Annotated in this window: 25 protein-coding genes; 5 read left to right on the top strand and 20 right to left on the bottom strand. The window is 41.1% G+C overall.

The features are described 5' to 3' along the window. Positions 1 to 196: 196 nt before the first annotated feature. The 7 genes from D7Z94_RS19940 to D7Z94_RS19910 all read right to left on the bottom strand — a co-directional run bounded on the left by D7Z94_RS19940 (position 197) and on the right by D7Z94_RS19910 (position 4,057). Complete coding sequence (locus D7Z94_RS19940; RefSeq protein WP_120713392.1) at positions 197 to 682, bottom strand: GNAT family N-acetyltransferase; 486 nt, start codon at positions 680 to 682, stop codon at positions 197 to 199. Between the two features lie 226 nt (positions 683 to 908). Then, positions 909 to 1,283: a type II toxin-antitoxin system death-on-curing family toxin gene (locus D7Z94_RS19935; protein WP_120713391.1), complete on the bottom strand. Its 375-nt coding sequence runs from the start codon at positions 1,281 to 1,283 to the stop codon at positions 909 to 911. Beyond that, the gene (locus D7Z94_RS19930; RefSeq protein ID WP_120713390.1) at positions 1,280 to 1,468 is read right to left on the bottom strand and encodes a hypothetical protein; all 189 of its coding nucleotides are present in this window, start codon (positions 1,466 to 1,468) and stop codon (positions 1,280 to 1,282) included. The genes D7Z94_RS19935 and D7Z94_RS19930 overlap by 4 nt, the downstream gene beginning before the upstream one ends. Positions 1,469 to 1,737: 269 nt before the next feature. After that, entirely contained in the window at positions 1,738 to 2,409 is a 672-nt protein-coding gene (locus D7Z94_RS19925; RefSeq protein ID WP_120713389.1) for an SCO family protein, read from the bottom strand. Beyond that, complete coding sequence (locus D7Z94_RS19920) at positions 2,390 to 2,977, bottom strand: toxin-antitoxin system YwqK family antitoxin (protein ID WP_158594691.1); 588 nt, start codon at positions 2,975 to 2,977, stop codon at positions 2,390 to 2,392. The genes D7Z94_RS19925 and D7Z94_RS19920 overlap by 20 nt, the downstream gene beginning before the upstream one ends. After that, positions 2,964 to 3,740 (bottom strand): YHYH protein, encoded by a 777-nt coding sequence (locus tag D7Z94_RS19915; RefSeq protein WP_120713387.1) that lies wholly within the window; start codon positions 3,738 to 3,740, stop codon positions 2,964 to 2,966. The genes D7Z94_RS19920 and D7Z94_RS19915 overlap by 14 nt, the downstream gene beginning before the upstream one ends. Before the next feature lie 17 nt (positions 3,741 to 3,757). Beyond that, positions 3,758 to 4,057, bottom strand: a complete 300-nt coding sequence (locus tag D7Z94_RS19910) for an EF-hand domain-containing protein (RefSeq protein ID WP_120713386.1) — start codon at positions 4,055 to 4,057, stop codon at positions 3,758 to 3,760. 136 nt (positions 4,058 to 4,193) lie between these two features. Here D7Z94_RS19910 and D7Z94_RS19905 point away from each other — a divergent pair, with 136 nt between their 5' ends. From D7Z94_RS19905 to D7Z94_RS19895, 3 genes are read left to right on the top strand one after another with little or no spacing between them, the layout of a single operon-like run. Next, on the top strand, positions 4,194 to 4,754 hold the full coding sequence (locus tag D7Z94_RS19905; protein ID WP_245967262.1) for an RNA polymerase sigma factor: 561 nt from the start codon (positions 4,194 to 4,196) through the stop codon (positions 4,752 to 4,754). Between the two features lie 49 nt (positions 4,755 to 4,803). Continuing rightward, entirely contained in the window at positions 4,804 to 5,121 is a 318-nt protein-coding gene (locus D7Z94_RS19900; RefSeq protein ID WP_120713384.1) for a hypothetical protein, read from the top strand. 5 nt (positions 5,122 to 5,126) lie between these two features. Next, positions 5,127 to 5,588, top strand: a complete 462-nt coding sequence (locus D7Z94_RS19895) for a Spy/CpxP family protein refolding chaperone (protein ID WP_120713383.1) — start codon at positions 5,127 to 5,129, stop codon at positions 5,586 to 5,588. A 49-nt stretch (positions 5,589 to 5,637) separates the two neighbouring features. Here the strand turns inward: D7Z94_RS19895 and D7Z94_RS19890 are convergent, their stop codons facing one another. The 8 genes from D7Z94_RS19890 to D7Z94_RS19855 form a co-directional block, all read right to left on the bottom strand. Further along, positions 5,638 to 6,588 (bottom strand): nitrilase family protein, encoded by a 951-nt coding sequence (locus D7Z94_RS19890; RefSeq protein WP_120713382.1) that lies wholly within the window; start codon positions 6,586 to 6,588, stop codon positions 5,638 to 5,640. A gap of 166 nt (positions 6,589 to 6,754) precedes the next feature. Then, the gene (locus tag D7Z94_RS19885; RefSeq protein WP_120713381.1) at positions 6,755 to 7,225 is read right to left on the bottom strand and encodes a hypothetical protein; all 471 of its coding nucleotides are present in this window, start codon (positions 7,223 to 7,225) and stop codon (positions 6,755 to 6,757) included. Positions 7,226 to 7,407: 182 nt separating this feature from the next. Beyond that, positions 7,408 to 7,770, bottom strand: coding sequence for a hypothetical protein (locus D7Z94_RS19880; protein WP_147415944.1), 363 nt, complete (start codon positions 7,768 to 7,770; stop codon positions 7,408 to 7,410). 155 nt (positions 7,771 to 7,925) lie between these two features. After that, entirely contained in the window at positions 7,926 to 8,744 is an 819-nt protein-coding gene (locus tag D7Z94_RS19875; RefSeq protein WP_120713379.1) for a hypothetical protein, read from the bottom strand. 147 nt (positions 8,745 to 8,891) lie between these two features. Beyond that, the gene (locus D7Z94_RS19870; RefSeq protein WP_120713378.1) at positions 8,892 to 9,596 is read right to left on the bottom strand and encodes a DUF4241 domain-containing protein; all 705 of its coding nucleotides are present in this window, start codon (positions 9,594 to 9,596) and stop codon (positions 8,892 to 8,894) included. A 256-nt stretch (positions 9,597 to 9,852) separates the two neighbouring features. Then, positions 9,853 to 10,449 carry a hypothetical protein gene (locus D7Z94_RS19865; protein WP_120713377.1) on the bottom strand — a complete coding sequence of 199 codons (597 nt, stop codon included), beginning with the start codon at positions 10,447 to 10,449 and terminating at the stop codon, positions 9,853 to 9,855. A gap of 200 nt (positions 10,450 to 10,649) precedes the next feature. Next, a complete protein-coding gene (locus tag D7Z94_RS19860) occupies positions 10,650 to 11,108 on the bottom strand; it encodes a hypothetical protein (protein WP_120713376.1) in 459 nt (152 codons plus the stop codon). A 93-nt stretch (positions 11,109 to 11,201) separates the two neighbouring features. Next, positions 11,202 to 12,116 (bottom strand): TIR domain-containing protein, encoded by a 915-nt coding sequence (locus D7Z94_RS19855; protein ID WP_245967261.1) that lies wholly within the window; start codon positions 12,114 to 12,116, stop codon positions 11,202 to 11,204. Positions 12,117 to 12,477: 361 nt separating this feature from the next. On the opposite strand from D7Z94_RS19855, the gene D7Z94_RS19850 reads away from it, so the two are divergent. Next, a complete protein-coding gene (locus D7Z94_RS19850; RefSeq protein WP_120713375.1) occupies positions 12,478 to 13,236 on the top strand; it encodes a flavodoxin family protein in 759 nt (252 codons plus the stop codon). Positions 13,237 to 13,308: 72 nt separating this feature from the next. Next, positions 13,309 to 15,261 carry a thiamine pyrophosphate-binding protein gene (locus D7Z94_RS19845; protein WP_120713374.1) on the top strand — a complete coding sequence of 651 codons (1,953 nt, stop codon included), beginning with the start codon at positions 13,309 to 13,311 and terminating at the stop codon, positions 15,259 to 15,261. On the opposite strand, the gene D7Z94_RS19840 is transcribed toward D7Z94_RS19845, so the two are convergent. The 5 genes from D7Z94_RS19840 to rpe all read right to left on the bottom strand — a co-directional run bounded on the left by D7Z94_RS19840 (position 15,258) and on the right by rpe (position 18,658). Then, the gene (locus tag D7Z94_RS19840; RefSeq protein WP_120713373.1) at positions 15,258 to 15,650 is read right to left on the bottom strand and encodes a DUF2721 domain-containing protein; all 393 of its coding nucleotides are present in this window, start codon (positions 15,648 to 15,650) and stop codon (positions 15,258 to 15,260) included. The two genes, D7Z94_RS19845 and D7Z94_RS19840, sit on opposite strands and share 4 nt — an antisense overlap. A gap of 4 nt (positions 15,651 to 15,654) precedes the next feature. Then, positions 15,655 to 16,410: a hypothetical protein gene (locus tag D7Z94_RS19835; RefSeq protein WP_120713372.1), complete on the bottom strand. Its 756-nt coding sequence runs from the start codon at positions 16,408 to 16,410 to the stop codon at positions 15,655 to 15,657. Further along, positions 16,403 to 16,918 carry an outer membrane beta-barrel protein gene (locus D7Z94_RS19830; RefSeq protein WP_147415943.1) on the bottom strand — a complete coding sequence of 172 codons (516 nt, stop codon included), beginning with the start codon at positions 16,916 to 16,918 and terminating at the stop codon, positions 16,403 to 16,405. The genes D7Z94_RS19835 and D7Z94_RS19830 overlap by 8 nt, the downstream gene beginning before the upstream one ends. Positions 16,919 to 17,015: 97 nt before the next feature. Further along, complete coding sequence (locus D7Z94_RS19825) at positions 17,016 to 17,999, bottom strand: YpdA family putative bacillithiol disulfide reductase (protein WP_120713370.1); 984 nt, start codon at positions 17,997 to 17,999, stop codon at positions 17,016 to 17,018. Beyond that, positions 17,999 to 18,658 (bottom strand): ribulose-phosphate 3-epimerase, encoded by a 660-nt coding sequence (rpe, locus tag D7Z94_RS19820; protein ID WP_120713369.1) that lies wholly within the window; start codon positions 18,656 to 18,658, stop codon positions 17,999 to 18,001. Before rpe ends, D7Z94_RS19825 begins: the two co-directional genes overlap by 1 nt. Between the last annotated feature and the right edge of the window lie 28 nt (positions 18,659 to 18,686).

The following is an 18,686-nucleotide window of genomic DNA, read 5'->3' as shown; positions in this document are numbered from 1 at the left end:
CACCATCAATCGTTAAGGTCTATTTGTTTGAATTGTATTTCAAATTCACTGTACAATTCCTTAGGTATGATGCCTTAAAAACTCTAATTATCATTTTTTAAATAGTAAACCTTAACGTTAAGTATGTGAGGCGTAACAGCTTTTACCAGCTATGAATACCGCACACTTTGTTACCAATTGGTTTCCTTTAATTTCTTTAGACTATGGTATGATAAGGTTTCAACCCTTTTTTGTAATCACCTTGATATTTTAGACCGAGTTTCCTCAATACACGTATCGACTTTTGATTATCGGGTAGCGTAATTGCAATGATGTTCTCGTATTCATTTAATGTATCAATTTCCTTAAGATACGCTTTGCTCGCTTCAATGGTATATCCATTTTTTTCGAATTCGGGCAATAGGGCGAAACCGATATCGGGAAATCTTTCACCTTCTCGCTCAAGAAAGGTTACACTTCCTATGGCCTTTTGCGATTCTTTTAGTTCAAAAACATTGTAAAAAATTTTTGTGTTGTCAAGTATCTTTTGAATATACTTTTTAGCATCAATTGTATTGGAGATGTTTCTGTTTCCAATAAATCTCAGCCACCCCTCGGAATTCACCAATTGCATAATGAATTCTGCATCTATCAATTTGATTGGTCTTATTCTAAGCCTTTCCGTTTCTATGTTTATGTACATTTTGTCTTTCGTTTGCAGACGACGATTCCGCCTGCTGCGATTTCAGTTTTTTGACGGCTGGTATACGACGACGTTGGCCAGTGTACCTGTCCGCCTTTGGCTGGATTTTTCGGCGAGTTGGGCCGAAGCCGGAATTCCTTTCCGGATTATTTTAAGTTGGAATTTAGGGATTTTTCTTCTTCTTAAGCATAGGGGACAAGCTGAATGTAGGCATTGTTAGGGCACATTATTTTTTAAGTCGGCTTGAAATCCAACCCTTGATTTGGTCGATGTCAAGTTTTCCTTCCGTCACCTTTATGACAAATTCATATTTATCGGCTTGACTTGTCTCAATATCCAGACCTCCTTCCATTAAGGTAAGCCTCATTAATACATAACCGGTGCGCTTATTGCCGTCTACAAAAGGATGATTAATTAAAATACTTTCCAGAACAGCCGCTGCTTTCTCAACTGGAGTAGGGTACAGCTCTCTTTGGTCGAATGTGGCATATGGCCTGTTCAAAGCTGATTCCAATCCACCTTGATCTTTGATTCCATCGGCTCCCCCAAATCTTTCTATTAGTATTTGATGAATACTTAAAGCCTGCTTTAGGTCTATCATTGTGCAAGCTTTTCGAGTAACTCTTTGTCCTCGGAAAGAATTTTACGAATTCGTTGGGACATGACAACTTTATCCGCCGACTTTCCTTGGATTTCCTCTAGGTAATTTAGAATTTCCTCTAGAACATTCTCCGGGACATTGTCAAGGGCTCTCTGTATTCTCGATTTAATCTGTTTTGTTGTCATTTCTAACGGTTTGATACAAAGATACGAGTTGATTTTAATGTGCCTAACGTACCTATATCTCGTACTGGTTAGTACTGCTAATCTACCGGATTTTTGGGGTTTTCAAAAGTATTTATTACCACTTGGGGATGTATTTCTGTCATTTTGCTCTAACCAGGTCCTGATAGTACATGTATACGCCTCAAGCCAACGCCACAGATTCCCATAAGTGGGTGGCAGGGCCATACAATAACAAATGAAAAATCAGCTTTTTAGGGATAAGAACACTGTTACCCCTCCTCCTGCAATGTTTTGATATCGGCGATCAATTGCGCTATGGCCGTTTTGTTCAACCCATTGTAAATGCCACGGATATGCCTGTTTTTATCCACAAGGATAAAGTTTTCCGTATGTAAAAAATCGTCCCCTCCCTTGGGAACTCCTAGATCTTCCTCCACAAAATACGCATAACGTCCCAGGTCATAGATGGTTTTACGTTCCCCGGTTACCAAATGCCACTTATTGGGGATAACCCCTTTGGTATCTGCATATTTCTTTAAAACGGGAACCGAATCATATTCCGGTGTAACGGAATGGGACAATAACAAAATGCCCTTATCATCTTTAAATGCTTCCTGTACCAGGGCCATATTCGCAGTCATTTTGGGACAGATACCTGGGCAAGAGGTAAAAAAGAAGTCCGCTACATAAATTTTGTCGGCAAAGGTCTTTTGGGTAATGGTATCCCCCAATTGATTTACCAATTGAAAAGGGGCCACTTTATGCAACCCAAAGATGGAATCACTGTTCTGGGGCAACCATTTAGGGGTAAATGAAGGGTTATCATAATAGGGTAGGGTTTCAACCCGACTAACGACTTCTTTTTTGGTTTCGGTACGGCATCCCAGCGTAGCGAAGATCAATGCCAAAAGCAAGATTAGTTTATCTCTGGATGGTTTCATCTTCTAATTGATAACATAGATTGGATCGTTTAAGGCCAAAAAAACGCCCGTTCTTGGCTTCATAATTGGCATACAATTTTCCGGTCCGCAACCAGGCCTGTTGTAAGCCTTCTTCCTTCCCTTGGTCAAAATGCATCATTCGGGCCATCTGTCCGCTTGGGTACCATTTTATCTGCTTTCCATGGCGTTGTCGGTTTACATAATGGGATTCCGAGCTCAATGCACCGTTGGGCCACCAGGTTCTGGTGACACCTTCCAAACGATTTTCCACATAGTTTTTTTTACCCGCCAAAGCACCATCGGCATACCATTTTAGTGCTATACCTTGCTTTTTTCCCTCGTGGAACCCGATTTTTTCGGCAAGTGCCCCATTGGGGTGATAGGCCAAGGCAAAACCATTAAAGGGATGGCCTTTATACAACCATTGCCCGGTATTGGGGTATAATCGTAATTCACTTTGGTGTACCTCGAAATCCAAAATTTTGATGGCCTTACCGTTATTTTTATTACCGCCCGCCAAGAAAATGAAAAGGAGCAGAAGCCAATTAAAAGCCTTAATTGATGGCATTGGGCGTTCCTTGATAATCTCCTGGAAAAATAATATAGTAGGCATTCAAATAAAGCTCGTTTTCAATATGATAGTGGTACAAGGCCTCATCGGAATGCTGCGTAATTGAGGTATGGCCGCCCGAGGCATCCAAATCCGTAGGATAGGCCCCCGTAGCATTACATTTTCTCCCGTAAATAAGGAAGCCATCGGCTAAAATACCGATCAACGCCTCATCATCCTCGGACCATGCGGTAGGCTCCAAATGATAGTGATATACCGAAGGGCCTATATGGGCACCGGTATAATCCAGACTGGCCGCGGCACCTTGCAAGGGACCGTTTCCCTCCTGATCGTTAAAAATGGCCGCGCCGCTGACCGCGATACCGATGGCACCCAAACTGGTAGAGGTAGTGGTCGCTGCCAATTCGGGATTGGCCGGAACGGTCAAGGTAGCGGAACCGTCAAAATTGGGGATAATACTTGGAGTGAGGGCTACGCCGGGCTCCTCTTGATATAGCGGATGGCCCTCTCCCCAATATACCGACCTATGGTTGGGAAAACCCGTGGTTTCAATGACCACATTGGAGCCGTCCAAATAAATATCGGTCTCATCTTCATCAAATTCGGCGAATGCCGCACTCAAGGTTACGTCTCCGGTAAAACCATCGTCGTCCGTCAAGTCTATGCCTTCATCGTCTATAGTCGTATCGTTGTCCGAGCTACAGGCGATAAAAACAATGAATAACAATGCTGTGCCTAATACAATGGGATTTCTTTTCATGATTGTTTTTTTAGGGATTACTCTCTTTTTTGGGATCCGTTTCTTTCTGGTTTGGGCGCTTTTTCCAATTCTTCCCAGGACAGGTAGCCGTCTTCGTTGGCATCTATTTTGGCAAAATCCTTTTTTAGAGGTCCTTTTACTTCTTTTGAGGAAAGCTTCCCGTCTTCGTTGGCATCCAGATCCTCGAACAGTTGTTCTATGGTGGGCGGGGTTCTATTTTCGCGCCTGCCTTCCCTAGATTGGGCCTCCAGCGAATAAGCGCTTAAGAATCCCAAAGCGATCAGTGCGGTTCCTAGTTTTACATGTTTACGATTCATATTCTTCTATTGTTTGTTTTTAGGTTTAGATGAGGAATCCCAAAAAAACTTGCGCTTGGAGTCATTATTTTTAAATCTCGTTACTTTGTAGGCACACTAACGCACCTATTTCCTTTTGGACGAAAGTCAATTTTTAATGGAGTTAAAGGCACAAAGGCAGTCCGCCTATGCCCGACTTTTGGACCTATATCAAAAGAAGGTTTTTAATACCTGTCTCTCTTTTGTGCCCAATGTTGAGGATGCCGAGGATATTGCTCAAGAGGTGTTTGTGGAGGTCTACAATTCCATTGGAAAGTTTAAGGGGAATTCTACGCTTTCCACATGGATCTATAGGATTTCGGTAAACAAAAGTTTGGAATTTATTCGCAGGAAAAATACCCAAAAAAGATTTGGCTTTAAGCAATCGCTTACCGGAAATAAGGTTCCTCTGGACAAATCTAGGTATTTTACGGAGTTCGACCATCCGGGGGTACAGTTGGAGGAAAAGGAAAAAAAGGAAATCTTGTTCCGAGCCATAGATCGATTGCCCGAAGCCCAAAGAATAGTGTTTACCTTGCATAATATAGACGGATTAAGCTATAAGGAGGTCAGTGCAATTTCCCAAAAAAGTATCTCCTCTGTGGAGTCCCTGCTTTTTAGGGCGAAAAGGAACCTAAGAAAAATTTTAACAACATATTACAAAAAAGAAGGCCGGTAACGCAAGTTTTGTTGCAAATCGGCATCTAAATCTAGGAATACCAATAACCATGAATGAGAAAAAGAATACTTCCCAACGCATTGATGAACTTATAGACTCGGCTTCGGGTATCGAGGCGGTTTCTACACCTCCCTTTTTTAAGGACAAGGTATTGAACAGGCTTTCCCAAACCCGGGATTCCCAACCACAGTTGGGTTGGCTCCCTTGGTTTACGCCTAAATATCAGATGGCGGCCCTTTTCCTTTTTATCCTTTTAAACGGGCTCGTGCTCTATACCTATAGCGATTCCAACCGGGAAGAAGAAATTCAAACCTTTGCCGAGGCCTATGGCCTGTCATCGGCTCAAGATGAATCTATGCTAAATTGACCGTTATGAAGAAAAATCTACTCCTTACCCTGTTATTGATTTTCCTAATGGTCATGAACGGTGTACTGCTTTATTTGACTTTTAAGGAACCGAACAAAAAACCAAGACCACCTCGGGATTTTATTTTCAAGGAATTGAATTTTACCGAAGAACAGCAGATGAAGTTTCAAGAGGTGAATGCGGAACACCATCGTAAAATGCGAGCCATTGATGAGCGTACCCAGGAATTGAAGGAATTGCTTTTTTCCAATTTGGGCTCAACCGATTTTTCAGACCAAGAACTGGATTCCATAACCTCCACTATCGGCAATTTGAGCCAGGAAAGGGAAAAGGAAATCTTCTCCTTTTTCAATACACTGGAGCGTATGTGCGATGCCGAACAAAAAAGAAAGCTCAAGCGTATCGTTCGCCGAGCGCTTAGACCTCCGGGCCCAGGACGAGGTGGACCACCACCGCCACATCGGTAAAAAGGAACATGACTATTTGCAATAGCAATCATTAGGCACAGGCATTTTCTTAATCTTTGGCCGTTTTCTCCTTCATCCACACAGGGGTTGTTTCCGATTTGTGATTACCACCGATGATATGCTTGTACAATTCCGGTCTTCTTGCATTTTTGTAGCGCCAACCTCCCGAAAGTTGGATTTTCTCCTTTGTGATTTTTGAAATCGTGATTTCGTCTTCAAAGGATTTTATTTCGGACAAAACTTCTCCATAAGGGTCGATGATCATCGAATTCCCATTTTTAAGATGTTCGCCATCATAGCCGATCGGGTTGGTAAACGCATAATAAACTCCATTGTCATAGGCTCTTGCAGGTAGCCAGCGCATTAACCACCGCCTACCTTTAGGGCCATCAAATTCCATTCGTAATGAAACTGGGTCATTTGCACGATTCTGCCAATATTTGTCGTCTACATAATCTCGATGTGGCATGGCAGATGGTGTACAGCCAGTCACATGGGGAGCGAAAATCAGTTCTGCCCCCAAAAGGCTAGTTGCCCGCACGTTTTCTATGACGTTGTTGTCATAGCAAATTAAAATTCCACATTTCCAACCGAGTAGGTCGAATACACAATATTCGTCCCCGGCGGACATATATGGGTTGATAAAAGGGTGTATTTTTCGGTATTTGGCAACTACTCCATCACCCGCAACGCAGATATAGGTATTATAAATTTTTCCGTCCGATTTTTCCACAAGACCTGCCAAAATTGGAATGTCCAAATCATTGGAAATCGCGATTAACTCCTTCGTGCTCTTTCCGTTGGGAACGTCCTCCGCCAAATCCGTTAGCTGTTCCAGGGTTAAATCCTTGGTATAGGTGTATGCGGTAATGGACATTTCGTGAAAACTTATCAAGTCCGCTCCGTTGGATTTTGCCTTTTCCGCAAGTTTTCGAATTACCGATAAGTTGTATGCTTTATCTCCGTCTTTGGGTTGAAATTGAGCTACGGCTATATTCATATTTAGATGTATGTTGAATTTTTTAGTTGATTTTGCGTTCCGCCAGCTTAGTGAACAAATAAGAAAAGTTTTCGTCTTAGTGCCTCCATAAATATACACAGACCTTTCGGTTTTCCCTTTTAGTCCGTATTACCTTTAGGCTTTGTTGGGCTTAGTCTGTTACAGCTCAGTTTTCCATTTCCGCATCTATTTTTAGGTTTTCGATTCGGCTCCTATATTCCTCAGGAATATTCATTTTCATTTCACTTGCGCGTATGTAAGTGGTGTCCTTTTTTCCCAACTCATTAGTTTGAACTACAGGCGAATATTGAATTTCAAAGTCCATACGACTATGCTCCGGATTTTTAATGGAATATTCTACGACGTAGTAATTTCCTTGATCAATGTCATCACTTAACCAGCCTATTGAACTTCCTGAAAATCTTTGTCCGTCTACGTAGAAGTCGTAGTCATAATGTCTTTTGCTAAACTGTTTTGCTATAGGCCTTGAGCGCTTGACAACTCCGTAAGTGATAGATTTGTTTTGATCGATATCTTTTTTTTCCTCTTCCAGAGAGATAAAAGCAAAAATAGCAACAGGAATCATGGCAATCCAGTAGTATTTTTTTATAAAACTTATAATTTGTTTTATGTCCAATTCATGTTGGTTTTTGGATTTTTATAAGCTAGGCACAATGCTCTTGGCTATAATGTCAAAGCTGACTTTCCCGTCCTAACACGAAGTTAGCGAATAAACAAGGATTTCCCCATCCGACCCAAACGTTCGGGAATCCTCTGCGATATATTACAGATTTTGTTGTTCAAATAAGCAGAAGAGATTTATTCCTTATCGGAAATCATACAATTCCTCCAACGATTATTCTGTAAGGAGATGATAAGATATCCAAAATCATCGGATTCACAGGAGCCCTTATTTTTGCCTCCTGAACTAGAAAGCGTTGTGATGTTTCCGGATGCATCCCGGGAATAGTCAATGGTAATGGCCTTATCCAGATGATGTAAAATAGCGATTCGGGATTGTAACTCCTTCTCATTCATGTTGTTGTTGATGCGAATCAGCAAATCGGATTCGGATTCCGCCATGGCTTGGAACATCTTGCTCGTACTACTGCTTTGCCCAAAACCGCTTTGGAAACAGACCAATAGCATAACTGTAAAATAAATTTTTGTCAGGTTTTGCATTACTTTGAATTTTGATGTGGTTTATAACGGTCCCGGCTATGGTTTCGATCTGGTAATAATCTAATCAAGCTCCTTAATTTTTGTTACTCTAATGTAGGAATATTTTAAAGGAACTTGGAAGTAGTGATGAATTTTAGCTTTTGTTAGGCCACGTTTTAATGATATTCAATTATTCTCTCCCAAACATAACCTAACTTCCCATTTGAATATCTCTTTCTGGTTATCCAATTATTGTTTTTGTCATATTCATGCGAGAATGAAGTTCTGTGAGTTTGTTTGCCAGATTCATCATACCAATTTTGAATGGTCAAATTATTGTTCTGGTCAAATTCTGAGATAAATCTTGTGTAGTAACCATTGGGCCTTCTCAAATCAGATTCTATTTCATTTCCCGTTTTATCATACTTGTAAGTTCTTACATCTTTAATTGATCCATCTGGTTTGTATTCAGTTTTTTCAATTAACTGATTTTTTGAATTGTATTTGCTCGATGTTTTGGAACTTTTGTTTGCAGTAACACTTGTTCTGGACATTGAAATCACATTTTCATTTGAGTCATACTCATTCTTTTGGATAGAAATGGCCTTATGATTAGAATCAAAAGTTCGATAAACAATAATATTACCTTTTTCATCAGATTCGGTTATTATATATCTTTTTAGATTTCCTTGACTATCATAAGTGCTACTCTTAATTAATTTATGTTTTTTGTTCTTAAGGAGTTTTGTTTGTTCGTAAATAGTTCCATCCAGTTCATAGTTCCAGTACCCCACCAATATGCCTTGGTTGTCATAAAATTTTCTTTTTGATAATTTTTTTAAGGCTTCTTCCCTGGTCAATTCTCCTTTACGTTTGGCACTGTATTCAGCTTCAGCAATTGCTTTGAAAAGCTTATTATTTTCATCGCGAAGATTTTTTGTTGTAGAACAAGATAAGACAAACCCTAGGGTTAATAAGTAGAGTAAAACTTTCATGTAATAATATTACCTAACGGTGAGTATATGCAGTATGGACGATTGCTGGTTTCAAACTCATCAAACGGTTACAATTTTGAAGCGGGTTACATCCTTGAATTTACTACTATCATGCCGATTTTGTATATGTATTGTTGTAGTAATTAATTATTCATCATCTAAGTCTATCAAAAAGTCAATGGTAAGCTCTACCGTTTCCTTTTTGTCATTATATCCCCAATAAGTTGGATAGTAACCATCACCCCATCCTGATGCAAACATAATAACATTCAAATCAGATGTGTCATTTAGGATATGGTTATTCCAGTCTCCTAAATCTCTTGAATATTTGTTTCCAGAGGAATATTTATCAAATTCAGCTGCTAATAAATCATCATAATAGTTCTTATCAGGATTTTCCCTGTAGAACCTATCTATTTTGCTTAAAAAATTCTCATTAGTTTTCTCATCTACGAAACAACCTAATCCAGCATCAACAGGAAAGCCAAAATACTCACCTTCCTTTAATCTAATCAAATCTTCAATTTTCATGTCGTCTGACAACGCTAGTATCCAATTTGTAGCAGTTTCAGGTCGAAATTTTATTTTGGCAAAAGCTATTCTATAATGCTCAGGCTCAATTTTAGCTATATATATTTTCACGGGATATGTCCCTGAATCAACTGATCGAGAAAATGGTTTAGTGCTATGAGTAAAAAAAGGATCACTTGCGATTATTTTTCCAGTCGGTAAATTGACATTTCCAATTTCAATTTCTTTTAACTTTTCTAAATTAGAGTCAGACAAGTCAAATCGAATCTCTAAGTCGTTATGTTCTGGTTTTTGCTTTTTAAATCTGTCAAATAGTCCCATATTCTCAGGTCTTTGTTAACTATTCATGCAAATAATCCAAGTAACATAATTGTTATTAGTTTGTGCACTATGCTTCTTTTTATTGACTAACGGTCATGTGTACGATTAGTTGCACGCCGTCTGCATCAGTAGCGGGCGAGTTGGCGCGCTGGCCTAAACGGAAAATGCCCACCTGAGACTAAAGGTAATTGATTGCTAGAAATTCCAGCTGGAAATTCCGCTCGCAATTAGTTATACACAGTGTTAGTCACTGGCCTTAATTTTTACTAAATGTGATAAATTCACCTTCAAATGCTTTATCAAGCTCAGAAATCAGTTTGTCAAGTTTTTCAGAATCTATTATTTCCAATGAATGTAAATGATAAAACATTCCATATTGATATTCATAATTCAAATTTGGATTTACTTTTTCAAATCGCTCTTCTAGATATAAATTCCTACGTTTGAATAATTCTTTAATAAACAAATCCATTTCTTTTTTAGAAGGTTCATTTTTATAGAACTCAATTCCTTCAAAATCTATACATCTAAGAACTGTTGATGCCATTTTAAAGTTATATATTCCAAAGATCCCACCAACGAGAAATATTAGAATCCACCTATAAATTTTACCTAGGTCATCTATGTTATACATTTTTAAGACTAAAAAGGAAAAAATAACCAAAACACCAAGTACAATAATTACCAAGTAATGAATGGGGTTAAACTTTAATGAAACGAATTCGTTAGTAATATTTTCAAAAGGGATTGTACGTCTGCTTGTGCCAAACGAGCTATCCTCCGAAATTTTTAGTCCGTTTGCTTGAATAAGGAAGGTTCTTCTTTCTCCGCGATGTTTTTGTACTAGCTTCAATTTTTTGGTCTTATAGCTAACGGTCTCATGTATGGCTTCGTCACATCAAACGTAGCAAGTTAGAGGTTTGACGTGATGGGCTTTTCTGTATGACATCCCGCTTTGCTCATGGTTAATAGTTTTGAATTAGTAGGAAAACAACTATGAATTAAAATCATTATTAGAGGCAGCTTTTTCTTTTTTCAATTTAAAAGTCATTTTTAAAAATAATTCTCAGGCCATAAAAAGTCCGGTAAATGATTTTTTATTCTCTCTACTGCCCAATCATAACCACGTTTTTCCAATTCTCTGACAAAATACGGCCAAGGCGGTATGTTGCTTCTATAAACATTTGAGGGTGAAGTCGACATTCCACCTCCAATTGCTTTAGATAATCCGCCGCCAAGTGCAGTTGAAAGTCCTCCGTATAACGCGGTCGATAATCCTCCGTAAAGTGCAGTTGAAAGACCGCCATATAGTCCAGTAGATAACCCTCCATAAAGAGCAGTTGACATACCACCGTACAATGCTTTGGATAGACCACCATAAATTGCTGTGGATGCTCCACCATTCAATGCCGTTGACATTCCGCCACCCAAGGCAGTTGAAAGTCCGCCACCTAAACTTGTACTCAAATTTCGTGGCCAAGTTCTTAAGTTTTCAATTTCCGGTCTACTCATATTATATTAAGTGTTTTTCAAATTACCGTTAATGGTCTTGGGTATGATTAGTTGCGTATGATTTACTTATAGTCATCTTAAGTTTGATTCTGTTTAAATTATATCATTAGCATCTACTTTAAATCCAGCAGATTTTAATTCTTTTACTAATCTAAATTTCCAATTCTCAGATTCGTCAATTAATGTATAAAGAACTCCAGAAATATCACTTGGAAGTTCTACTCCTTTTTCATATAAAGGCATAACATTTTCACGTCCTATTTTAGCTATAAAATACCCTAATTCGAGAATAACATTTTGTCTTGCTCTTTTATTATGATTGTTGTCAGACTTTACGTTTCCGAAATCATCATAAGTCAGAAGAATTACTGCAAAATTCACATTCGAATGTTTTTCGAATTTCTCAATTATTGTTTGTCCTTCATTACTTTGTTCGTGAAGTATTACAGGGCTTAACTTCAGTTTTTCTATTGTTCTTGCTACCTTTTCTTTTAATTCTTCGTTGTGACCGTGAACGATAAAAATGTCCTTTTTATTCTTTTTGGTATTTGATGCTCTTTTCAAACGAGTTGATGTTATAACTTCTTTTTCGGGTAACTTTAATTGTTTATGTTTTTCAAATGCTTTTTCTACTTCGCCTATTGAATCTTTCGAAAAATTGGCTACTGTCATGGCTTCTATAATATCTGAAAAGTCTTCATCTGTCTTTTTGGATTCTATAAATGATACGGTTATAAGTGTAAAAACTTTTTCAATTTCTTCGTTTTCTTCAATAGCATTTAAAACGATGGCAAGAGTATCAATATTATCTCCTCTATTATGGTCATATCCTAATGAAACATAGGTTCTATTTTCTTTGACTTGCTCATAAATATTTTGCCACCATTCATAAACTCCATTTTGAGACATTACCATTTTAAAGTCTCTAGAAACTAAAAAATCACCAATTAGATGGTTTTTTAAATCACTGTAAACAATCTCGTATTTCGGTTTTACATCTTCTTTCATTTGTTTTTTTCAAATGACATACAACGTAGGAGTATAGATCATTAATGATCTATACCTTTTTATAGGTGGAACTAAGATAAGAGATCTTCTATGTAGTAAAGAAGATTTTTCGCTACGTGGCCGTGAATTTCCATTGCCTTTGGGAAACTAAGAGTCATAACAATGGAATGTTTTGAACAGAGATGCCGAGTGCCCAACGAATACCTGTATTGTTCTTTTTTTCATACATTACGGTTGTAATGAACGTCAAGGTTCATCGACCCAAGAATGGAGAACAAGGGAACAACTCTTGACGGATAACCCATATCCATACATAGTATGGGATTTCCCAAACTCCACCTAATCCAATAAACACATTAAAATGACAGAACAACTAAAGGAACTGACCCAAAAACACTGCGACAATCCACCCGCGAAGTACGATGATCTTAGCGTTCTATTTCTAAACTGTACACTAAATAGAACCCCGGTACTTTCCCATACCGAGGGATTGATCCAAGTAGCCCAACGTATCTTTGAGGCCAATGGTGCAACCACAAAAGTAATTCGCCCGGTAGACTATGTAATTCCGGCCGGATTGGGTCTGGATATGTCCCAGACCCCGGAATGGGACCGGGATGATTGGCCTCAGATTCAACAAGAAATCGATGCTTGCGACATTTTAATCGTTTGTACCTCCGTATGGCTAGGCGAAAAATCCTCCGTATGTAATCGTACCCTGGAACGTATGTACGGCTATACCCATCAGTTTAATGCCAAGGGGCAGTATCGGGATTATGGAAAGGTAGGCGCTACCTTGATTACCGGTAATGAGGACGGCGTAAAGCATTGCGCCATGAATATCCTCTTCTCCCTCTCCCATATTGGGTATACGGTTCCCCCTCAGGCGGATGCCGGTTGGATGGGCGAAGCCGGTCCCGGACCTTCATATCGGGATGAAGGTTCCGGTGGCCCCGATAATGACTTTACGAATCGAAATACCACCTTCCTGGTATGGAATTGCCTGCATCTGGCCCGAATGTTAAAGGACAATGGCGGCGTACCCGCCTATGGCAATCTCCCCGATGAATGGGATGCTGGTTGTAAAGCAGGATTTGATAGCCCGGAACACAAAAGATAGTGCGAAAACGCTTCGCGAATCCTCTACCAATCGTTATATTGGTTTACGGAAAAACAACTAAACTTTAGAAAAGTGGCAAAGGAGAATACGGTCTGGCACAAAGTATTGGATAATAAGAACGATTTGCCCGAAGGGCGGGTTAAAACCGTTACCGCAGCCCATAAAGGCATATGCCTGACCCATTTTGAAGGGAAATTTTCGGCATTGGACAACAAATGTCCGCATCAAGGTGGCCCCTTGGGAGAAGGATCCATCGAAAATGGGTTGTTGCGCTGCCCTTGGCACGGATGGGATTTTCATCCATGTACCGGTTTGCCGCCAGGAGGTTATGACGATGGGGTGGAAACCTTTGCCGTAAAGGAAGAGGACGGCGCTATCTATGTAGGTCTGGAAGCGGAGGCACCTCATGATACCACAGTGTCCGACCTTATGGTAGAAACCATGATCAATTGGGGGGTAACCACTGTTTTTGGGATGGTGGGCCATTCCAATTTAGGTTTTGCCGATGCCATGAAACGGCAGGAGCAACAGGGGAATCTCAATTTTTATGGTATCCGCCATGAGGGAGCCGGCGCCTTTGCTGCTTCGGCTTATGGGAAGTTGACCGGAAAACCGGCGGCCTGTTTTTCTATTGCGGGTCCGGGAGCTACCAATATGTATACCGGCATGTGGGACGCCAAGGTAGACCGTGCCCCCTTATTGGCCTTAACCGGCCAAGTGGCCACACAAGTTGTCGGGACCGGAAATTTTCAAGAAGTGGACTTGGTACAGGCTTTTGGCAGCGTAGCAGAATTTAATCATAGGGTGCAAAGTGATAGCCGACATGTCGAACTGATGTCCTTGGCGGTTAAGCATGCCATTCTAAAACGCGACGTTTCCCATCTGACCTTTCCCGATGAGGTACAGGAAAAGAAAGCAAATCCTAGAGCAAGGGCAAAGACTCCGGAGAAACGGATGACCTCCCTGGAAATCGCTCCACCGGCATCGGCGGTGGAAGATGCCATAGCGTTGATTAAGAAATCCAAACGGCCTGTAATCGTTATGGGCCATGGAGCCCGGACCCATAAAAAGCGCGTTGTACAATTCGCCGAACGTTTAAATGCCGCCGTAGTAACCACCTTTAAAGGAAAAGGATTAATACCGGATAATCATCCCCTGGGTGGTGGGGTATTGGGCCGAAGTGGAACACCTATCGCCTCATGGTTTATGAACGAGTCCGATTTGCTGATTGTTTTCGGGGCCTCATTTTCCAACCATACGGGGATTACTCCTAAAAAACCCATTATTCAAGTTGATTTTGATCCCCTGGCCCTAAGCAAGTTCCACAAGGTGGAAGTGGCCGTTTGGGGAGAGATATCCAGGACCTTGGAAATATTTGAAGCGGAACTTAAGGGAAAGACCGACACCTTGGATCAACGCCCCGAAATTGCGGAGCGCTGGAAGATTTGGAAGGCAGAGAAGGCAAAACGACTCCAGGAAACCTCGGAGAAGGGGATAAGTTCCATTGCCGTTTTTGATGCGATGAACAAATTGACCCCGGAAAATGCGGTCATGTGCGTTGACGTGGGCAACAATGCCTATTCCTTTGGACGTTATTTTGAATCCAAGAACCATGATTTCCTAATGTCCGGTTACTTGGGTTCCATTGGTTTTGCCCTCCCGGCATCCATTGGTGCCTGGACGGCCGTAGGTGATACAAGACCCGTAGTCGCGGTGGCCGGTGATGGAGGACTTTGTCAATATCTGGCCGAAATCACTACCTTGGTGAAGTACAAGATGCCGATAAAGCTTATCGTTTTAAACAACCATGAGTTGGGTAAGATATCCAAGGAGCAGCGCGCCGGCGAGTTCGATGTTTGGAAAACGTCCCTTTCCAACCCTAATTTTGCCGACTTTGCCCTGTCCTGCGGAGCATGGGGAAAGCGCGTCACCGATCAGGCAAAGCTGAAAAGTGCAATGCAAGAACTTTTCGAGGAATCGGGCACAGGGGTTTTGGAGATTATCACCGATGTCGATTTGATTTAGTCCTTACTAATTTGAGCATCAAATTGATCCTGCCTTATTTTTACGGCCCTAAAGGAATACACAATAAGGATACATAGGGCCAATAAGGCACTAAGGATGCCCGCTACCGTAAAATAAATCGGTATTTCGGCACCCATAATGTGAGTGCTCTCATAAAGACCGGCTATTAGTCCCGAAAGCACAAAACTGGCCACGGCGACATACAGAAATACCATGGCATTGTTCAGTAACTTAAGCTGCCTTAATTTTCGCGATAAAATGGTCTGAACATCGCTTTGCTTCCCTATTAGCTCCTTGATTTCGGTGCTCAGTGCAATCAAGAGATTGGAGGTGGATAATAATAGCAATCCAATTCCGGGAACAATGGTGATAGGAACGTACCAATCCATGAGATCAACGGGTATAGGCCCTTAACGTTTCCCGGAAAAATTGGGCCGCACCTTTGGTATCCCTATTCGAAGCTGGAAGCAGGGCTCCCTTTAACTGTTTTGGGTCCCATGTCCCATGCGTCAATGCGTTGAAGTTGGAGACGTCCAAGGCATTATGACCTAAATAGCCGCTGATATAAAAATAATGCTCATCACATATGGAATCAGGGATTGCCAGGCCTAGACCAATGGATTTTCCCGAACCATCATCCAGAGGCATAAAAGCACCCGTATCAAAATGATGAGGCCAAATACAAATATCCGATGGCAAGTTTTCCTGTTCTAAAAAAGATTGTAAAACCGCATGGCCCAGCTTTCGTAAGCGCAGCAGTTCTTTGAGTTGCGAAGGGTCGGCAAGTTCAAATTTGAAATCACCCAAGGCCGAGTAGGGCAATTCATAGTGCAGTTCATAAACGTACCGTTGGGTCAAAGGACTCAAAGCGACCATGGTATTGATCCAAACAATTACCTCCTCATGCGATTTTCCATCCAATGGAAAGGAATGGGTCACATTTGATTCCCACTTTAGGCTAAAGTCGGAATAGTCAAAAACCAACTTTTGTCCAGAAGGGTGTAAAGGCATCGTTTCCAGCGTTTCGGTTTCTGGTATAAATCCGATGTTAGTATGGCTGTCATCCTCTTTTGGAGGTAGAAAGCTTTTTCCGGCCATGGCCAGATACTGTGCGGCGAGATGTACTTGTTGTATCATTGTGTTACTCATGATTTTGTTCGTTTGATTTCCCTAAAGGCAAAATGATTCCTGCAGTAAAGAATTCGTCGTTGAGCTGGCCTGCAACTCCTTTAAATTCTGCGAAAATGAAAAAATGATGAAGATTGTAATGTGCCCCCAAACCATAATTGAGGCCGAACTCACTGACTTCTTCCATGTCATCGGTATCCGAAATCAGCCGTTCTTTTTCGATGGTATAGTTGATTCCGCCCAAGGGATAAATGCCCAATTTATGGGAGATTTCAAAAATATAATGGGCATTGGCGTTTAAATCGATTACGCTCAATTCGTATTCCTCGTCGATTTCCTGATAGGGGAAAAAAGTAACTTCCGGACCGAAGCAAAAAGTTGGGTCCGTACCATAAAACAATCTGGCGTTTATCCCGAATAGATTTTCGTCAAGTTCAAAGGAAGGGCCCCCACCGCCCATAAGACCTTCTTGAGCGTTTAGAAAGACACATGATAAGAGTCCCCAATAAAATAGATAAAATCTTGACAAACGGAACACATTTAAATGGGTAAGGTCCTAGCAACAATTCCAAATGACTTTGGACAGTGTTGCCAAACGCTGTATATCCGTTTGGTCGCAGAAAAATCTAAACGTTTACGTTTTGGGCCGCTTTTTTCAATATGGAACCCATAATAATGGGCGCATGGATTCTAGAATTTTCTATAAACCACTTATGGGTTTCCATACCACCGCAGATAACCCCGGCAAGATACAGTCCGTTTACATTGGTTTCCATAGTCTCCGGGTCGTAGTTGGGAAGCCGTTTTTCATCATCGGATAGCTGAATCCCGAGTTTTTCCAGAAATTCAAAATTGGGCATATAGCCCGTAAGGGCCAGAACAAAATCGTTTTCAATACGGATAGTGCCTTCAGGAGTATCTACGATTACGGCATCCTCTAGAATCTCCTTTACATTCGAATTAAAATAGGCCTGTATACTACCTTCCTTGATCCGGTTGATAACGTCCGGCCGTACCCAATACTTGACCCTTTGCCCAATTTCAGGCTCGCGCACGATCATAGTAACATCGGCTCCCTTGCGGTAGCATTCCAAAGCGGCATCCACGGCCGAATTGCTGGCACCGACGACGATAAGCTTCTGACTGGCATAAAAATGGGGATCTTTATAATAATGGGAAACTTTGGGCAGATCCTCGCCTGGAATGCCAATGCGATTGGGAATGTCATAGAACCCGGTCGCCACCACAATATTTTTGGCGGTATAGCTGTCTTTTTCGGTAGTTACACTGAACAGATTATGGTTCTTTTTTACATTGGTAACTTTCTCAAAAAGATGAATATTCAATTGATTTGAGGTAACTATCCTTCGGTAGTATTCCAATGCCTCGTTCCGTTTGGGCTTGGCCTCCTTGCTGATAAAAGGAATGTTGTCAATTTCCAATAAATCGGAGGAGGAAAAAAACTGCATGTTTATGGGGTAGTTGAAAAGCGAGTTTACAATAGGCCCTTTTTCAACAATAAGATAGGAAAGCCCATTCTTTTTGGCCTCCAAACCACAAGCTATTCCAATGGGACCTCCGCCCACAATAACAACATCGTACAAATCCATTATCCTGCAATTTCTTTAAGCTCCCGTATGGTAGCGCTGGGATCTTCACTTTTAAAGACAAAACTTCCGGCCACAAGGATGTCCGCACCGGCTTCCGCCAAGGCCTTTGCATTTTCCGAACTAACACCGCCGTCAACTTCGATCAAGGCATTGGCCTTCCTCTCCTGGATCAATGTTTTTAGGTCTCGTATCTTGGCATAGGTACGTTCTATAAAGGATTGCCCTCCAAACCCCGGGTTTACGCTCATAATCAATACTAGGTCAATATCGTTGATCGTATCTTCCAAGACATTGATGTTGGTATGGGGATTCAGGGCTACCCCGGCCTGCATACCTTCCGCTTTTATTTCCTGCAAAGTTCTATGCAAATGGGTACAGGCCTCATAATGAACGGTCAGTATTGAGGCACCTAAACTTGAGAAGGTCTTAATGTATCTGTTGGGGTCCACGATCATCAAATGAACGTCCAAGGGTTTGGTGGCATGTTTCGCAATGGACTTCACAACAGGCATACCATAGGAAATATTAGGTACAAAAACACCGTCCATTACATCAATATGGTGCCAATCCGCTACACTTTGATTTACCAATTCCACATCGCGTTGTAGGTTGCCGAAATCGGCTGCCAGGAGGGAAGGGGCTATTTTGGTTTTACGCATGCCAATAAACTAAAATAATTTCATGCAA

The organism is Ulvibacterium marinum (genome assembly GCF_003626755.1).
In the GTDB taxonomy this organism is placed as follows: Bacteria; Bacteroidota; Bacteroidia; order Flavobacteriales; family Flavobacteriaceae; genus Ulvibacterium; species Ulvibacterium marinum.
This window is presented reverse-complemented; position numbering and strand designations above follow the sequence as displayed.